Here is a 16,332-nt window from a genome sequence, read left to right as displayed (position 1 = left end):
CCTTATTAATATTAATGCAAACAAAAATTTGATAAGATTATCTGAATTTTTTGAGTGTTTAGCAAGTTACAATACTAAATTAAATAGAGCTAGCGCAAGAAATAAGTGGATTTAAGTGTAATTTCTTTGTAATAAGATAGGTAATTCTTTTTAATGTCGAAACTTGATGTAATTTATGTACCGCATGAGACGCTTCGCAAAACAGCAAGCGTTGTCACTACTTTTGATAATGATTTGTATGAATTTGCCAATGGCATGCTTGAGACAATGTATGAGCATAAAGGCATTGGTTTGGCTGCGAATCAGGTGAATGATTTAAGGCGAGTATTTGTCACAGATTGTAGTGAAGATAAAAGCGATCCTATGATCTATATCAATCCTGAGATTGTTTGGGAATCAGATGATGTTGCAGATGCTGAAGAGGGTTGTTTATCTTTACCAAGCATTTATAGTGGTCCGATTGAACGATCTTTTGCAGTTAAAATTCGCGCGCAAGATATCAAAGGCGAATATTTTGAACGTGAAGCGGAAGATTTATTGGCACGCTGTATGCAGCATGAATTGGATCATTTGAATGGCATTTTATTCATTGATTATTTATCACGTTTGAAGCGTGATCGAGCATTGAAAAAGCTGGATAAATATCTTAAAGATATGGAGGCAAATCGTTAATGAATGCACCAGAAAATACACGAGTGATTTTTGCAGGTACGCCTCAATTTTCAACAGGTGCGTTACAGGCATTATTGGATGCAAAATATAATGTTGTAGCAGTTTATACTCAGCCAGATCGTCCAAAAGGTCGTGGTAAAAAATTAACAAAAAGTCCTGTTAAAGAGCTGGCTGAAGTTCATAATATCCCAGTGTATCAGCCATTATCTTTACGAAAAGAAGATGCTCAAGCAGAGTTGAAAGCATTGAATGCAGATGTCATGGTTGTGGTTGCTTATGGTTTGATTTTGCCTGAAGTTGTTTTGAATACGCCAAAATATGGCTGCATTAATATTCATGGGTCATTATTACCAAGATGGCGCGGTGCAGCACCTGTGCAGCGTGCGATCGAATCAGGTGATGCGGAAACAGGCATTGGCATTATGCAAATGGATAAAGGCTTGGATACAGGCGCTGTTTGGAGCGAGGCTAAAATCACTATTACGGAAACTATGAATTCTGGTGAGTTGTTTTGGGCATTGGAAAAACTTGGTTCAGATCTTTTGGTGGAAACATTGCCAATAATTTTGTCGGGGAAATCTCAACCTACGCCACAATCAGAAGACGGTGTAACATATGCTGAAAAATTAACCAAAGAAGAAGCGCGTCTTAATTGGGTTGAGCCTGCGGAATTATTGGATCGTAAAATCCGTGCATTTAATCCAGCGCCATGTGCACATACAACGTTACATGATCAATTGTTTAAAGTTTGGGTCGCAAGATTAACAGATCAACCAAGCATACATAAAGCAGGTACGTTGGAAGTGAAAGATGGTTTGTTGTTTGTGAATACAGGCACAAATTTGATGGAAATTGTTACCATGCAAGTTGCAGGTAAAAAAGCCATGTTGGCATCAGAATTTTTGAAAGGTACACAACTTCATTTAGAGGAATTAAAGTAAATGAGCGAACAAACCACTCTAAATGGTGTAAAAGTTAGTTATAAGCCAAAATCGGAGAAACCTAAACAGTTTGAGCAGAAAAAACGTTCGCAAGATTCTAAAAAGCGCGTGTATTTTGATAAAGGACAGTCAAAGCCTGCTCGCCTTTATGGGAATAAATCACGTACTGCTCGACCAAAAGTTGAAGCTAAACCTAAAGTGATGGGCAATCCATTTGCACATTTAATGAATAATGCTCGTTTTTGTGCTGTTGATATCATATTCAAAGTTGAAAATGGTCAATCACTTTCTGAATTGTTGGTGACGGAGTTAAAAACTTTAGAAGATAGTGATAAACGCTTTGTCCAGCATTTAGTTTACGGTGCTTTGCGTCAATTTGAGATTTTAGAGTTTCAATTAACACATTATCTGCAAAAGCCGATTAAGCCTTCTGAAAGACATGTTTATTTGGCAATTTTATTGGCAATCTACGAAATCACAGAGATGAATACAGCAGAATATGCAGCTGTAAATAATTGGGTTACGTTGATTCGTCAAATGAATAAAGATTGGGCTGTTGGTTTGACCAATGGTATTTTGCGTAAGGTGTTGCGTGAAGGTTTGCAGCCATTACCCAAAAACACAGCAAAAGTTTCATTACCTAAATGGTTATCAGAATCTTTGATTAAATCTTGGGGCGTTGAGAAAGCTTGTGCAGTTGCAGAACACTTTTTAACGCATCCACAAATGACGATTCGTGTGAATCCATTGCAAGCAACTCGAGATCAATATTCTGCATTATTAACAGAAATGGGCATTGAACATGCAAAACATGATTGGGTTGATTCTGCCATCGTATTGCGTGAGGCTGTTTCAGTTTCTACATTACCAAGTTTTTCAACTGGTATGAGCTCAGTGCAAGATGCAAGTGCGCAATTAGCAGCACAATTACTATCGCCTAAAGATCATGAAGTGATCATCGATGCATGTGCGGCGCCTGGTGGTAAAACGATTGCAATGTTAGAGCGCAATGCAAACATCAATGCTATTTATGCGATTGATAGCGTTGATAAGCGTTTAGTCCGTGTGAAGGAAAATTTAGATCGTGTATTTCCTGAAGATTTAGCGAATAAAGTTAAGTTGTCGGCGATTGATTTTGAATTATTTGAGTTGGCTGATCGCGCTGATGCTGTATTGTTAGATGTGCCTTGTTCGGCAACAGGAATCATTCACCGTCATCCTGATATTAAGCGTTTGCGTCAAGTTACCGATATTAAGCCTTTAGTGGAGGTTCAAGCAAAATTGTTGGAAAATGCTTGGGCACAATTGAAGGCTGGTGGTCGTTTGTTATATTCAACTTGTTCAATTTTGAAAGAAGAGAATGAGCAGCAAATGAAGTCATTTTTTGCAAAACATGCGGATGCGAGCGAAATTGAATGTGATCTACCATTTGCAGAGCGTGAAACATATGGTTATCAAATTTTGCCAACATCTGTCATGCGCCCTGAGAAAATGGATGGATTTTATTACTGTTTGATTCAAAAGGCTCATGATTAAACGTTGGAGCTGTTTGATGCTTTTGCTAAGCTCATTGGTAACAATGAGCTTTTCTGCTGATTTTTCGATTTCATCTGTCTATGTGAAAAATGGCAATAAAGAAGATAATTATAAAATTGCTATTGAAGCCACCATTAAAATGAGTGAAGAGCAGGTGGAAATTCTTAAAAATGGGATTTCACTGACGTTTAGTTATACATTTGTGATAGAAGAGAAGGTTGGGGTTGCGTGGCTAGAAGGAGATAATGAGCCGAAAACTTATAACTATACGGTTTCTTATAATGCATTGACGCAACAATATGTGGTGAATTCACATCGTCATAAAAAATATGAAAATTTTCCGACTTTGAGTCTTGCTTTAGCATATGTTGCAGAACCTAAAAATATGAACATAGAAATTGTCAATCGCCATCAGAATCGTGTGTATCGCGGTGGTGTGCGTTTGAAATTAGACATTAATGAATTACCTACACCATTGCGTGTTCCTGCGTATTTATCTAAAGAATGGAATTTAGATACAGGCTGGAAATATTGGGAGTTTGCACCATGGTAAGAAAAGCAAAGAAAGAGAGTATTTTACCTTTATTAATTTTATCGTTGTTGTTAGTGATTATTTTAGCAATGATGAGTCAATCTTTAGAGTCTGTTTCTCAATATTCTGATAATTTTGTTTGGTTATTGGCAGCAGGTGGATTATGTTTTTTATTATTGATCATTTTTGTGGGTCATTATTTAATTCGATTAATTAGAACTTATCGCAAAGGTTATATTGGCTCGCGGTTAAATGTGCGTATGATGCTATTTTTCTCGGGCATTTCATTGCTGCCATTAACAATATTACTGTTCTTTTCCATCACAATGGTATTCAAAGGCATTGATAGTTGGTTTGATGCATCTTTAGATAAAGGTTTTGATGATGCATTAGCGCTTTCGCGATCTTCATTGGATATTAGACGATTGGATGCTTTGAATTTAACGCAAAGTACGGCGGATCGGTTAAGCTCTGTGCCCATCAGTGATTTGAGCTTTTATATCGAAAATATTCGTGAAAGCATTAATTCAATGGAATTGGCTGTTTTTGATGGGCGCGGCAGCGTGGTTGCTTTTGCATCCAATGATTTTGATAAGGTGATGCCAGAACGACCTAATGATGTGATTTTGATGAGCGTAGCGCAAGGCATGGAATATGTTGTATTGGAGCAAACATCTGAGTCACAATTGCGTGTTCGTGTTGTGACTAAAGTCTCGGAAAATTCACCATTCATTATCCAAGCATTTTATGAAATTCCTGATAAATATACAGAATTGGCCAATTCAACACGAGATTCTGTTCAGTATTACAAGCAGTTTAAGTCATTGCGCGCACCATTTAAGATGAATTTATTGGTGATTCTTGTTTTAGTTGCATTGTTATCTGTTTTATTGGCATTGGGCGGTTCATTCTTTGCATCACGCCGAATTGTTAAACCGATTCGTGAATTATCGATTGCCACAAAAGCGGTGGCAGAAGGTGATTTAGAGCGTAAGATTCGTGTGAAATCGAAAGATGAAATTGGTTTTTTAACATCTTCATTCAATGAGATGATTCAAAAATTGAAAAAAGCTCATGAAGTGGCACAAAATTCTCAAGGCTTATTAGAGGCAGAGCGTGCTCATTTGGAATCATTGTTAGAGAAATTATCCTCTGGCGTTTTAGTTGTGGATGAAAAAGGCAAGGTGCGTGTATTTAATAATGCTGCATTGGTGATTTTGGGTGTTGAAGAGAAGGATATGGAAAATCTCTCTATGGCTTCTTTACAAAGTGCGCCTGAAGCACTGAAAAGCTTTATGATGCCAATATTTGAGTATTTGAAGTCCACACAAGAAAAAGAGTGGCGCACAGAGATCAGTCGTTATCATAATGGTTCTCAGCAGATTTTATCTGTGCGTGGTTCGGAAGAGAATGATCAGATCGGCCTAAAAGGTGGTGAAATTATCGTTTTTGATGATATTACACAATTAATCAGTGGCGAGCGTGAATCTGCTTGGAGTGAAGTTGCGCGTCGTCTGGCGCATGAAATTAAAAATCCATTGACGCCGATTCAGCTATCAGCAGAACGTTTAAAATTGCGCTTCTCAGAAAAATTAGTGGATAAAGATAAAGAAGTGATTGATAAATCTACAGAAACGATCATTGCTCAGGTCAAAGCTTTGAAGACAATGGTGGATGAGTTCAGTCAATATGCGAAGAGCTCACAGCAACAGCTAGTAGAATTGGATTTGAATCGTTTGGTTCGAGAAGTGATGTATTTATATCAAGATTATCCTGCCGATGTAGTGATTCATACTAATATTACGAGTGATCAAGCCTGTATTTTAGGTGATGGGTTGCGTTTGCGACAGCTTTTACATAATTTAGTGAAAAATGCGATCGAAGCGTGTATTGATCAACATGGTACGATTAATGTCGATGTGAAAGAGAGCAGTGATTGGATTATCTTGTCCATTAAAGATAATGGTATTGGGTTTGATCAAGACCAAATGGTGAAAATTTTCGAGCCTTATGTGACAACAAAACCTAAAGGTACTGGATTAGGATTAGCCATTGTTAAAAAGATTATCGAAGAACATCATGGTAAAATCGCCATATATTCGGAAGGCAAAATGCAGGGTGCTGAAATTGTGATTCAGTTCCCGAAAATAGTTAAATAGATGAAAAGGATTTAGGATGTCTGAACAGAAAGTAAATCAACAGTGGGGCGGTCGTTTTTCAGAAAGTACAGATGCATTTGTACAAGCATTTACAGCATCAGTACAATTTGATCAGCGTATGTATAAAGAGGATATTGCAGGTTCTAAAGCGCACGCTGAAATGCTATTTAAGCAAAATATCTTATCTCAAGAAGATTTTGATGCCATCATTAAAGGCTTGAATGAAGTACAAGCTGATATTGAAGCAGGTCAATTTGATTGGTCGGTTGCATTAGAAGATGTTCATATGAATATTGAATCTGCGTTAACTAATAAAATTGGTATTGCAGGTAAGCGTTTACATACAGGACGCTCTCGTAACGACCAAGTGGCAACAGATATTCGTTTGTGGCTTCGTAATACTTTAGATTTAGTGGATGCGGAATTAAAGCGTTTACAGTTGGGTATTTTGGATTTGGCTGAACGTGAATATTCTACAATCATGCCAGGTTTTACGCATTTGCAAGTGGCGCAGCCAATCACATTTGGTCATCATTTAATGGCTTGGTTTGAAATGATTAAGCGTGATCGTTCACGTTTTCAAGATTGTCGTGAGCGTATGAATTATTCTCCCTTGGGCGCGGCTGCATTAGCTGGCACAACTTATCCCATTAATCGCCATTTATCAGCAGAATTATTGGGCTTTAATGCACCAACTGAAAACTCTTTGGATTCTGTATCTGATCGTGACTTTGCAATTGAGTTTTCAAGTGCTGCCAGTATTTTGATGATGCATTTATCACGTTTCTCAGAAGAGTTAGTATTATGGTCAACGCCTGCATTTGATTTCATTGATTTGCCTGATCGTTTCTGTACAGGTTCTTCTATCATGCCACAGAAGAAAAATCCTGATGTGCCTGAATTGGTGCGCGGTAAGTCAGGCCGTGTATTTGGTCATTTGATGGGCTTATTGGTATTGATGAAAAGCCAACCTTTAGCGTACAACAAAGATAACCAAGAAGATAAAGAGCCAATTTTTGATGTGGCAGATACAATTTTAGGCTCTTTACGTGCATTTGCGGATATGGTGCCTGCAATCATTGCGAAGAAAGATAATATGTACTTGCGTACAAAATTGGGTTTCTCAACTGCAACAGATTTAGCGGATTACTTAGTTCGTAAAGGTATTGCGTTTAGAGATGCGCACGAAATCGTTGGTAAAGCAGTTAAATTAGGCGTGGATACAGAACGCGATTTATCTGAAATGAGTTTAGATGAATTACAAAACTTCTCATCATTAATCGAAGCAGATGTATTTGAAGCATTAACATTGGAAGGTTCTGTGAATGCTCGTGATCATTTTGGTGGCACAGCACCTGCGCAAGTTAAAACAGCCATTGAACGCGCAAAAGCGATTATTTAAATAATTTCCAGAATACAAATAAACCCTCTTATTATTTATAAGAGGGTTTATTTTTTGACTAAAAAATAAAAATTAAATTTTAGTCAATTTATTATCTTATTGTTATTTATGTTTTTGTATAAAACTTATTAAAATAATATGGAAAATATAGCTATGATGATTTACCTTTTATGCTATTGATTAGGATTAACAAGTAACCACGGCGTGGTTATTGGCGAAAAAGGTGTGCAAAGCCAATTTTGCACCATCGTTAATAGAATTGTAATGAATATTCAAAAGGAATGTCTTTGTATAAGGCATTCCTTTTTTGTTGAGAAAAATTTGGTGCAGAATTTTTGAAAGATCGTGTCATGGGTTTTACGATCGCAGAGGATGGTTTTCATAAAAATATCCAGTTGAAAAGTAATGAAGAAATCATTGCAAAATCTATCATCCTTGCCACAGGTACAAAGCCAAGAATCATTGGCATTCCAGGTGAAGAAGAGTTTAAAGGGCGCGGTGTTTCTTATTGCGCCACTTGTGATACCGATTTCTATGAAGATTTAGATGTTGTGGTTGTGGGTTCAGGCAATACAGCTGTTGAAGAGTCAGTTTTTTTAACCAAAGTTGTGAATCAAGTGAATTTAGTGGTGATTCATGAAGAAGGTAAATTGGATGCAGATAAAATTGCCCAAGAGCAAGCATTGACCAATCCTAATTCCTACATCTAATCATTACCAATAATCCACTGGTTCAGCAGAAATATATTAATGATGAATTGGTGATTGTTCAGACATATCATGATGTTTTATTAAAGGCACGGGATTATGTCCATCAAGGACATAAATTATTGAGCCATCCTCAAGCGGGAAGCATTAAGCCTTATGAAACGCCATATCGAACGATCATTATGAGTAGTGAGCAAAATGAATTGGACTTTAAATCGCTACATTACATTGAAAGTGCATTGGAGCGATTTACTGTTCTTTCAGGTTCGATGGGCATGCGAGAATATGATGAGCGCTGTATGAATGATTTCCAAGTGATTGATGAAGGATTGATTCGTAGTGCAATTATTTTGACAAAAATATAAATTCTTCTACAATGCAGCTCCTGTGGTTCGAAATCCTCCCACTATAAAAAACTAAGGAAGTTTTAAAATGTTAGTATCTACTTTGCTTAACCATCGCAATGCGTTGGTTGTTTTGTGTTTTTTTCATATTTTGGTCATTGTTTCCAGTAACTATCTGGTGCAGATTCCCTTTGAAATTGGTCCTGTATTGACAACTTGGGGCGCTGTAACATTTCCATTCATCTTCTTATTTACAGATCTAACGGTGCGAGTTTTTGGGGCGCCTTTAGCACGTAAGATTATTTTTTGTGTGATGTTCCCAGCGCTGATTATCTCTTACATTATTTCTGTCTTATTTGTGGAAGGGCGATTTGTTGGCTTTGCAGAGCTTTCGACATTTAATCTATTTGTATTCAGAATTGCTTTGGCCAGTTTCTCTGCTTATTTAGTGGGGCAGTTGTTAGATATTACTGTATTCAATTATTTCAGAAAGCATCATCGTTGGTGGGTTGCACCAAGTTTGGCGGCAGTTTTTGGTAATTTAATTGATACGATTTGCTTTTTCTCCATCGCTTTTTATAAAAGTACAGATCCTTTTATGGCGGCGAACTGGGTAGAAATTGCGGCAGTGGATTATGCTTTTAAAATTGTGATTTGTGGCATATTCTTTTTACCTTTATATGGCATTGTGTTGCACTATTTATTGGCAAAACTTGCTAAATTGGACGAGCCCACCAAAAATTCTCTGCATCACTCGCAGATTTAAGCTCGATTCCTTTCGCTGAAAACATGACTTTGATCGCGCCATAATATGCATTATGTATATTATGGCGTTCATTATTAGCATGGATATATTTGGTGGAACCAATCAATATGACATCTTGCCAATCATCAGGAATAACATAACCTTTAGATCGCCCTTTATTAGGGAAAAGTACAAGATTTGGCTGTATTTGTGTTTTGGTTAACTTTGACCATTCATACGGTTCAATATTGGCGATGAGCCAAATTATTTGATCATGTAAAGTGATCTGAAAAGCACAGCTTTTATGAGTTTTTAATGGCTCGATCGTAATATGATCTGTACGAAAATGGTAGTTTTGGCAAGTGATGCTATCATCAATGTATGGTTGTAAACTACTGTGAAGAATAACTTCAGCATTAGGAAATGTCCTGCGAATACTTTTTGTACCGCCAATATGCTGTTGATTATCATGGCTGAGCACAATGTTATCCAGAGTATAAATATTCATATTTTTCAATGTTGGAATCGTTGTAATTTCAGCGCTATCGTAGCCGCGAAAATATGGGCCAGTATCGAACAATAAAGTTTTATCATGACTTTTGAATAATACAGATAATCCCTCACCGACAGGTAAAGCTAATAAATATTCATTGTTATCTGGTTTAAATGTGTATGCAATGGCAAGTATGATACTCACGAAATAACATAAGCGATATTGCCATTTTGTTTTTGTGATGATTAATAAAGCTAAGATTGTGATAATAATTGCGATTAATAATGGTACATAAGGCACTTCCACATGGCTATAAGGTAAATCATTCATCACACGTAAGAAGTTGAGTAATGCTGTGATGTTATGGTCACTGAGTTCCAATAACGCATGACCAATCGTGGATGATATTGGCAAAATTAATATGCCAATTAATAGAAAAGGGAGGATTAATAGCGTTGTCCAAGGAATGGCAAATAGGTTGGCAATAGGGCTGATCAAAGAGACTTCATTGAAGAAGCTTGCGACAATTGGAATGGCTAGCGTACTAATAATTAATTGGGTTAACAATAATGAAACGATGAAAGAGAATCGATATTGACTGAATAGCATTAATATTAATACTGCTGTGAAAGATAGCCAGAAACCAATTGTGATCACTGAAAATGGTGCAACGATTAGAATAATGAATAGCGCAGTTGCTAAGCTTTGAAAGTTCAAAATGGGATAGCGAATGAGCAGTGCTATCATAAATATCCCAAACATAATGAGTGCGCGTTGTGTTGGTAAGCTCATACCTGCTAATAGCGCATAACTTATTGCAATGATTAAGCTAATGATCGCGGCGATTCTGTAAGGTGCAGGTTTTTGGATCATACAAAAACCTAACAGAGTTTTTAAGATGATGAAACACCATAATGCGATGAATGTTAAATGCAAGCCTGAAATAGCAACCAGATGAATTGTGCCTGTCTGACGCAATAAATCCCATGTTTGTTGATTTAATTGGTTGGTTAAACCAACACTCAAAGCGCTCATTAAATCAGAGTTCTGGAAATGATGCTCTTGAAAGTAATTGGATAAATTGACACGAGTTGCCATCAAAATCTCTGGTTCTTGGACGAATTTTAAAGAATCTTTAAGATTTGCTGTACCAATTCTATGGTTCACTAAATGTGTTAAGCGAGGATTGAGTTTATAAAATGTTGCTTTTGCTCTGTTAGGCTGAATTGTTAAAGATGCTTCATAAGTTGCATCTAATGCCAAATTTTCATTTTTAGGTAGATTATATAATTGAATGGCATAGCTTTTGAGCGATTCAGGCGCGGTGATGATAACTTCGGCGGCATTATCATTGTAAATTTTATGGATTTTGAATTGATAAGTATCCGTTTGTGGTAATTGCTGAAAAGCTTTTTGGTATTGGATCAGTTGTGGAATGGTGAGTAAAGATGCAAGTGTGATGCCAATGGCTATGAATATAGATAAACGTCGGTAACTTTGAATAAAATAAGCAATAACGCAGGCAGTAATCACAAGTAGAGATAATGTTGTGATTAATAAAGGGAATGACAGTGGGAAAAATAAAATTAAAACAAGGCCAAATAATAATGAAATAGCCAATGGGATCATTGACTATTTCCTTCACTAATTGTGTGCAATGTTTGCATCAAACAGCTTTATTGATTGTACGAATGGTGCGTAAAACAGCACGGCGTTCAGCATTGGTTAATGTGCAACGAGATAGTTTTCTATCCATTAAGTAAGGTATAAATTCCCCTTTATCTTTCTTGTCCACAACTAATGCCAATGCATATTGTTTATTTGCATCATCTGAGTTGATGATAATCGGGCCAGATTGACTAGAAAACTCAGCAGTGACAATTTGATTTGTACCAATCGGCCAGCGATAAGATACTTTGGTCGTTGTATTGCCGCGTAAACTTTTTGCTGCATAGATATTTTGTACAGGCACTAAAACTGGCATGACTTTTTTATCTTTTAAGGTATAAAGATATTTCAGTTTTTTAAGATTGAACAGAGCAAAAACGATTAAAAAACCAATTGCTAACACGCCCAAAGATAAAAATTTAATTGTCAGTGCGCCACTGAAGAGAAAAATACCCAAGATGCTGACAGCGATTGCAGCCAAGCATACAAGGCTATAAATGCGAACAGAACGACCAATGCTAATGTGCAAGCGACGATCAGGAAAGCTTGCTTTGATCATTTCATTACATTTGCCGATATCATATGCCATATATTATCCTTTAGTCTTGAAGACGGTTTATTCTTGCTTACTAATATATTTTAACTGATTTATAAGTCAATTTTTTATATTCACAATAATATTTTATAAAGTACTTTAATTATGTATGAAAACATGTTGAATGAATAATTTAGGCGATTCCTCGGGCAAAAGATGATTGGCATGTGAGATGGCGCCAGAATTATTTAAGCGCATTTTGTCTGGTAAATGCTGATAAAGCGCCTGTGAAGCCAATTTGAAAATGGTTCTAGAATTTTCTCCCCAATAAATACCGCAAGGCACTTTGAGTATTTTTAACATTTCAGTGGTTATTTTAGTGGGTTCAGCTTGTGTGAGTAAACGAGAAACTGTATGGGCATTGGCTCTTTTAATGATTTGAATTCTAGTATCTTGGTCAGAGAGTGTTAAATTCTGCTCACTGCATGCCAAAACAAAGGCATTAATGATAGTTTCGCTATCTTGAGTTCGTATGGCTTTAATGACAGGTGACATCATTTGATTTAAATCTCTGCTGAAAGATTTAAAAGCATCGTGATTATTGTCTAAACCGTAGCTCGGTACTATGCAATCGTACAGATGTATGGTTTCAAATAATTCAGGTGCTTGCAATGCCGCTAGTAAAGCTACATGGCAACTGTAAGACCAAGCAACAATGGAAACTTTATCGTGATCGAGTGATTGGCAGAATTGAATTAACTCGCTTGCATGAGTAGTTGTATTGAATTGTTCTATAGAACTATTTTGGCTATTGTCACCAAAACCTAACATGCTGTAGCTGATTGCATTGATATTGTCTGGTAAATATTGGAAAGCATTTTGCCATGTTCTTTCATCACCTAGGATTCCATGCATAAATATGACTGTTTTCATTGAATAAAACCTATTATGTAATCTCTTTGTTATAAAATTAAGTTTACATGATAACTAAGATTAACTTATGATGTGTTTTTATTTAGTGATTAATTTGGAATATTCATGAATGTTTGGCAAATGCGCATTGCGAATGCTTTGGAAGAGCGAAAACAGAGTCAAGGTTATCGGGTGCGACAAGTGGCTCAAGATCATAGTGATTGTTTGAATTTTGCATCGAATGATTATTTGGGGTTGTCGCATTCACCAGAATTGATTCAAGCATGGCAAAAGGGAGCTGAGTTATATGGCGTAGGCAGCGGCGGATCAAGTCATGTAACTGGCTACCATGCGCCATTACAACAGTTAGAGAGACGATTGGCAGAGTGGTTAGGTTATGATAGAGCAATTGTTTATTCTTCTGGATTTTCAGCCAATCAAGCATTGATTCAACTATTGATCGAGAAAAATGATTGGATCATTGCAGATAAGTTAAGCCATGCTTCATTAATAGAAGCAGCAATGAATTCTAAAGGAAATTTTAAGCGTTTTGCTCATAATGATTCAGATTCTTTGAGGCATTTACTGAGTAAAGTGGATAGAGATCAAGCGGTATTAACAGTGACTGAAGGTATCTTCAGTATGGATGGTGATGAGGCGCCATTAAATACTATTCAGGCAGTTATAGAAAAGAATCATAACCATTGGCTGATAGTGGATGATGCTCATGGTATTGGTGTGCACGGTCAAGAGGGTAAAGGAACATGTGATCGACAAGGCATTCATCCAGATATTCTCATAGTGACATTTGGCAAGGCTTTTGGGATAAGTGGTGCCGCAATTTTATGTTCAGATTCTATGGCTGAATATTTGGTGCAAAAGTCTCGTGCATTGATCTACAGCACAGCCATTCCACCTGCGCAAGCTTATACATTGATGAAATCTATAAAAGTGATTAGTCAATCAGATGATAAAAGAGCCTATTTGCATAGTTTGATTAGATATTTCAAATCAGAGTTAAAGGATTTAGGCATTGAGAATCATTCTAATAGTGCAATTCAGCCCATTATTATTGGCAGTAATGAAGAGAGTTTACGAGTCGCACAAATACTCAAAGATCATCATATTTGGGCGCTTGCCATTCGACCGCCAACTGTACCACCCAATAGTGCTCGTATTCGACTAACATTGAATGCAAATCATACACAAGAAAATATTGATCAAGTGATAGGAGCGCTGCGTTATGCATTCGGTAGATAAGCAAAATGTTGCATCCGCATTTGGTCGAGCAGTTGAGACTTATGATCAACAGGCCATATTGCAAAGGGAAGTTGCGAATCGTTTGATTGCAAACGTCAAAGAGGAAAATATTTTTGCCAAAGTTCTAGATGCAGGCTGTGGTACTGGTTATGTGAGCCAAAATTTGAAATATCATAAGGGTTATGAAATTACTGCGCTAGATTTATCGCATGAGATGTTGCACAAAGCACAAGACAATAATGTGGCGCATCATTATCTCTTGGGCGATATCGAAAGCTTGCCTCTGGCAGATAATCAATTTGATGTGGTTGTGAGCAGTTTAGCAATTCAATGGTGTCATTCGTTAACTTTAGCAATTTCTGAGTTGTTGAGGGTTTTGAAGCCTCAAGGGCGCTTATATTTATCGACTTTGACTCAACCATCGCTGTGGGAATTGGCAAAAGCATGGCAAGCTTTGGATGATGATCCACATGTGTTAACTTTTCTTTCGGATGAAGAGATCGTAAAAGCCTTATCGAAGCTACAGGAAGTTTATGTGATTCAATCTGTCAATTATAGTGCTTATTGCAAAGCATCGAGATTTGATCATATTGTTGCGTTGTTAAAAAGCTTACAAGGGATTGGTGCAACGGCTTTGCCTTATCGTAAAAAAGGATTAATGGGCAAGAATCAGTTAAAACTATTGTCAGAATCTTATCCCAAAAATGTATTGACTGATCAATTAGCATTGACTTATCAGATTGCAGAAATTGTGATTGTGAAAGGGTAACAATATCTGACAAGATGATTGAAAATTGAAGCATGATTGGCGGATAATACGCTTTCACAAGACGAATGAGGTGATTTATGTTGATACAACCGTTGGTTTTTGTTGGGCAAATAACTGAAACAGACTGCTGTGGACAATCTGCTATAGTGAAATCACTCAAATTAGATTCACTTGAGTTAACTTTATTGGGGTTGGCAGGTGATGAGCAAGCAGAGAAGCGTGTTCACGGTGGGCCAGATCGTGCATTATGTCACTATCCAAGAGAGCATTATGATTTTTGGATGACGCAATACCCAGAATTGAAAACTATCTTTAAATCATCAGCATTTGGTGAGAATTTATCGACATTGGGAATGTTGGAAAATAATGTCCATATTGGAGATGTATATCAATGGGGCGAAGCATGGATTCAAGTCACTCAGCCACGTTCACCATGTTTTAAACTTAATGGCTTAACTGGTTTATCAGATTTTTCATTAATCATGCAAAATAGTGGGAAAACTGGTTGGCTGTACCGTGTGATCAAAACTGGTATTGTGAGCTCTAATGATCCTTTGATTTTAATGAATCGCAGTAGTGATTTGTCCATTGAAGAAGTCGTTAATATCGCATTTCATCAATCATTTGATGAAGAAAAAACATTGAGGCTGTTGAGAGCATCTGGCTTGTCTGCCAGTTGGACTGTGACAATGTTAAAGCGATTACAGAATAAAGCAGTTGAAAATTTTAATCGACGATTGTTTGCGGAATAAAGATTGTTCTGATTCAAGTCAACTATATGGACTTTTAAATTATATAACTCATTGAAAATATACAATGATGATTGTAGTTAATGATAAGTGAGGTTATGTTTTGATGTAAAAATGTTATGATTATCACAATTATTTAGATAAAAGTTGTATAGCAATAGAGGCAAATGGCCATGAAAAAAATAATAATTGCATTGTCTATGTTAATGGTTTTATCGAATAGTGCGTGGTCCAATACTTTTGTTAAAAATGATTGGTTCATCGATGATGTAGATCATCCTGTCAAGAGCATTACAGAAGTAATGGATACAGGGAAAATGCAGCTTTTTACAGTCACAAAATATAATAAGAAAGGCTTTAAAGAGTCGAGCGTTGTGACAATGAAGTATCAAAATTGTGATCATCGAAAGTTCTTTATATATTATCAACCCTATCAAGGTAATCAAAGAACGGTCTTATCATCTTTTGCAGAGATGAATCGCCAAGAGTTATTGGCAAGTTGGCATAAGATCGATTCAACTATCGAGAAGTGGATCTCTGATTCTGCTTACGAAATCATCAGTGATGGTGCCATCAGCATTAAAAAATATGATGAGGATGGTGATATGCAAGAGTTGATTCGACGATTTTACGCTGATCAAGTTGTGGAAACTTATTCTACGAATTTTGCATATTTTGATTCATTGGAAGATTATCAAATGACAATTTTGGGTGAAGATGTTACAGCCATTGTGACATTGGCATATGATGAAAAGGGTAATTGGGTATATCGAAAAAGTTTAAAAAACAAAGAAGATGCCATTGTGAAACGATTCATTGAATATTATGAAGGTGTTAACTAGCTAAAAGATAATAAGTCGCTATTTTGCTTTCTTTGAAGATATTTTTTGTCTAAAAAATTAGAAAAT

General features: G+C 36.6%; 16 protein-coding genes and 1 riboswitch. Of the genes, 13 read left to right on the top strand and 3 right to left on the bottom strand.

Annotated elements, in window-relative coordinates:
- Positions 1-153 precede the first annotated feature (153 nt).
- From def to ACA100_RS09445, 9 genes are all read left to right on the top strand, one after another.
- Positions 154-672, top strand: a complete 519-nt coding sequence (gene def / locus ACA100_RS09485) for a peptide deformylase (protein WP_481077470.1) — start codon at positions 154-156, stop codon at positions 670-672.
- Positions 672-1,613 (top strand): methionyl-tRNA formyltransferase, encoded by a 942-nt coding sequence (fmt, locus tag ACA100_RS09480; protein WP_481077469.1) that lies wholly within the window; start codon positions 672-674, stop codon positions 1,611-1,613. The genes def and fmt overlap by 1 nt, the downstream gene beginning before the upstream one ends.
- Positions 1,614-3,149: a 16S rRNA (cytosine(967)-C(5))-methyltransferase RsmB gene (rsmB, locus tag ACA100_RS09475; RefSeq protein WP_481077468.1), complete on the top strand. Its 1,536-nt coding sequence runs from the start codon at positions 1,614-1,616 to the stop codon at positions 3,147-3,149.
- 16 nt (positions 3,150-3,165) lie between these two features.
- Complete coding sequence (locus ACA100_RS09470; protein ID WP_481077467.1) at positions 3,166-3,702, top strand: DUF4390 domain-containing protein; 537 nt, start codon at positions 3,166-3,168, stop codon at positions 3,700-3,702.
- Positions 3,696-5,840, top strand: coding sequence for a sensor histidine kinase (locus ACA100_RS09465; RefSeq protein ID WP_481077466.1), 2,145 nt, complete (start codon positions 3,696-3,698; stop codon positions 5,838-5,840). The genes ACA100_RS09470 and ACA100_RS09465 overlap by 7 nt, the downstream gene beginning before the upstream one ends.
- Before the next feature lie 16 nt (positions 5,841-5,856).
- The gene (gene argH, locus ACA100_RS09460) at positions 5,857-7,242 is read left to right on the top strand and encodes an argininosuccinate lyase (RefSeq protein WP_481077465.1); all 1,386 of its coding nucleotides are present in this window, start codon (positions 5,857-5,859) and stop codon (positions 7,240-7,242) included.
- Positions 7,243-7,577: 335 nt separating this feature from the next.
- On the top strand, positions 7,578-7,952 hold the full coding sequence (locus ACA100_RS09455) for an NAD(P)/FAD-dependent oxidoreductase (RefSeq protein WP_481077464.1): 375 nt from the start codon (positions 7,578-7,580) through the stop codon (positions 7,950-7,952).
- Between the two features lie 50 nt (positions 7,953-8,002).
- Positions 8,003-8,314, top strand: a complete 312-nt coding sequence (locus ACA100_RS09450) for a GrdX family protein (RefSeq protein ID WP_481077463.1) — start codon at positions 8,003-8,005, stop codon at positions 8,312-8,314.
- A gap of 16 nt (positions 8,315-8,330) precedes the next feature.
- Positions 8,331-8,375, top strand: a riboswitch (PreQ1 riboswitch).
- A gap of 6 nt (positions 8,376-8,381) precedes the next feature.
- Positions 8,382-9,059 carry a 7-cyano-7-deazaguanine/7-aminomethyl-7-deazaguanine transporter gene (locus ACA100_RS09445; RefSeq protein ID WP_481077462.1) on the top strand — a complete coding sequence of 226 codons (678 nt, stop codon included), beginning with the start codon at positions 8,382-8,384 and terminating at the stop codon, positions 9,057-9,059.
- Here ACA100_RS09445 and ACA100_RS09440 read toward each other — a convergent pair.
- The 3 genes from ACA100_RS09440 to ACA100_RS09430 form a co-directional block, all read right to left on the bottom strand.
- Positions 9,010-11,160 carry a DNA internalization-related competence protein ComEC/Rec2 gene (locus tag ACA100_RS09440; RefSeq protein WP_481077461.1) on the bottom strand — a complete coding sequence of 717 codons (2,151 nt, stop codon included), beginning with the start codon at positions 11,158-11,160 and terminating at the stop codon, positions 9,010-9,012. The genes ACA100_RS09445 and ACA100_RS09440 overlap by 50 nt on opposite strands.
- 37 nt (positions 11,161-11,197) lie before the next feature.
- On the bottom strand, positions 11,198-11,788 hold the full coding sequence (locus ACA100_RS09435; protein WP_481077460.1) for a hypothetical protein: 591 nt from the start codon (positions 11,786-11,788) through the stop codon (positions 11,198-11,200).
- A gap of 105 nt (positions 11,789-11,893) precedes the next feature.
- On the bottom strand, positions 11,894-12,667 hold the full coding sequence (locus ACA100_RS09430; protein ID WP_481077459.1) for an alpha/beta fold hydrolase: 774 nt from the start codon (positions 12,665-12,667) through the stop codon (positions 11,894-11,896).
- 105 nt (positions 12,668-12,772) lie between these two features.
- Here ACA100_RS09430 and ACA100_RS09425 point away from each other — a divergent pair, with 105 nt between their 5' ends.
- The 4 genes from ACA100_RS09425 (at position 12,773) to ACA100_RS09410 (ending at position 16,266) form a co-directional block, all read left to right on the top strand.
- A complete protein-coding gene (locus tag ACA100_RS09425; protein WP_481077458.1) occupies positions 12,773-13,906 on the top strand; it encodes an aminotransferase class I/II-fold pyridoxal phosphate-dependent enzyme in 1,134 nt (377 codons plus the stop codon).
- Positions 13,890-14,675 (top strand): malonyl-ACP O-methyltransferase BioC, encoded by a 786-nt coding sequence (bioC, locus tag ACA100_RS09420; protein ID WP_481077457.1) that lies wholly within the window; start codon positions 13,890-13,892, stop codon positions 14,673-14,675. The genes ACA100_RS09425 and bioC overlap by 17 nt, the downstream gene beginning before the upstream one ends.
- Before the next feature lie 77 nt (positions 14,676-14,752).
- Complete coding sequence (yiiM, locus tag ACA100_RS09415; protein WP_481077456.1) at positions 14,753-15,427, top strand: 6-hydroxyaminopurine reductase; 675 nt, start codon at positions 14,753-14,755, stop codon at positions 15,425-15,427.
- A gap of 170 nt (positions 15,428-15,597) precedes the next feature.
- Positions 15,598-16,266, top strand: a complete 669-nt coding sequence (locus ACA100_RS09410) for a hypothetical protein (RefSeq protein ID WP_481077455.1) — start codon at positions 15,598-15,600, stop codon at positions 16,264-16,266.
- The last annotated feature ends 66 nt before the right edge of the window (positions 16,267-16,332 follow it).

The organism is Wohlfahrtiimonas sp. XWW7, assembly GCF_056716055.1.
Note: the sequence above shows the minus strand (reverse complement) of the source record. Positions and strands in the feature narration are given on the sequence as shown.

Bases quoted from the DNA above. Each gene is read 5' to 3' on its own strand.
- argH (WP_481077465.1), top strand. From the start codon at position 5,857: ATGTCTGAACAGAAAGTAAATCAACAGTGGGGCGGTCGTTTTTCAGAA.
- ACA100_RS09440 (WP_481077461.1), bottom strand. From the start codon at position 11,160: ATGATCCCATTGGCTATTTCATTATTATTTGGCCTTGTTTTAATTTTA.
- ACA100_RS09445 (WP_481077462.1), top strand. From the start codon at position 8,382: ATGTTAGTATCTACTTTGCTTAACCATCGCAATGCGTTGGTTGTTTTG.
- rsmB (WP_481077468.1), top strand. From the start codon at position 1,614: ATGAGCGAACAAACCACTCTAAATGGTGTAAAAGTTAGTTATAAGCCA.
- yiiM (WP_481077456.1), top strand. From the start codon at position 14,753: ATGTTGATACAACCGTTGGTTTTTGTTGGGCAAATAACTGAAACAGAC.
- ACA100_RS09425 (WP_481077458.1), top strand. From the start codon at position 12,773: ATGAATGTTTGGCAAATGCGCATTGCGAATGCTTTGGAAGAGCGAAAA.
- ACA100_RS09435 (WP_481077460.1), bottom strand. From the start codon at position 11,788: ATGGCATATGATATCGGCAAATGTAATGAAATGATCAAAGCAAGCTTT.
- def (WP_481077470.1), top strand. From the start codon at position 154: ATGTCGAAACTTGATGTAATTTATGTACCGCATGAGACGCTTCGCAAA.
- ACA100_RS09470 (WP_481077467.1), top strand. From the start codon at position 3,166: ATGCTTTTGCTAAGCTCATTGGTAACAATGAGCTTTTCTGCTGATTTT.
- bioC (WP_481077457.1), top strand. From the start codon at position 13,890: ATGCATTCGGTAGATAAGCAAAATGTTGCATCCGCATTTGGTCGAGCA.
- ACA100_RS09410 (WP_481077455.1), top strand. From the start codon at position 15,598: ATGAAAAAAATAATAATTGCATTGTCTATGTTAATGGTTTTATCGAAT.
- fmt (WP_481077469.1), top strand. From the start codon at position 672: ATGAATGCACCAGAAAATACACGAGTGATTTTTGCAGGTACGCCTCAA.
- ACA100_RS09465 (WP_481077466.1), top strand. From the start codon at position 3,696: ATGGTAAGAAAAGCAAAGAAAGAGAGTATTTTACCTTTATTAATTTTA.
- ACA100_RS09430 (WP_481077459.1), bottom strand. From the start codon at position 12,667: ATGAAAACAGTCATATTTATGCATGGAATCCTAGGTGATGAAAGAACA.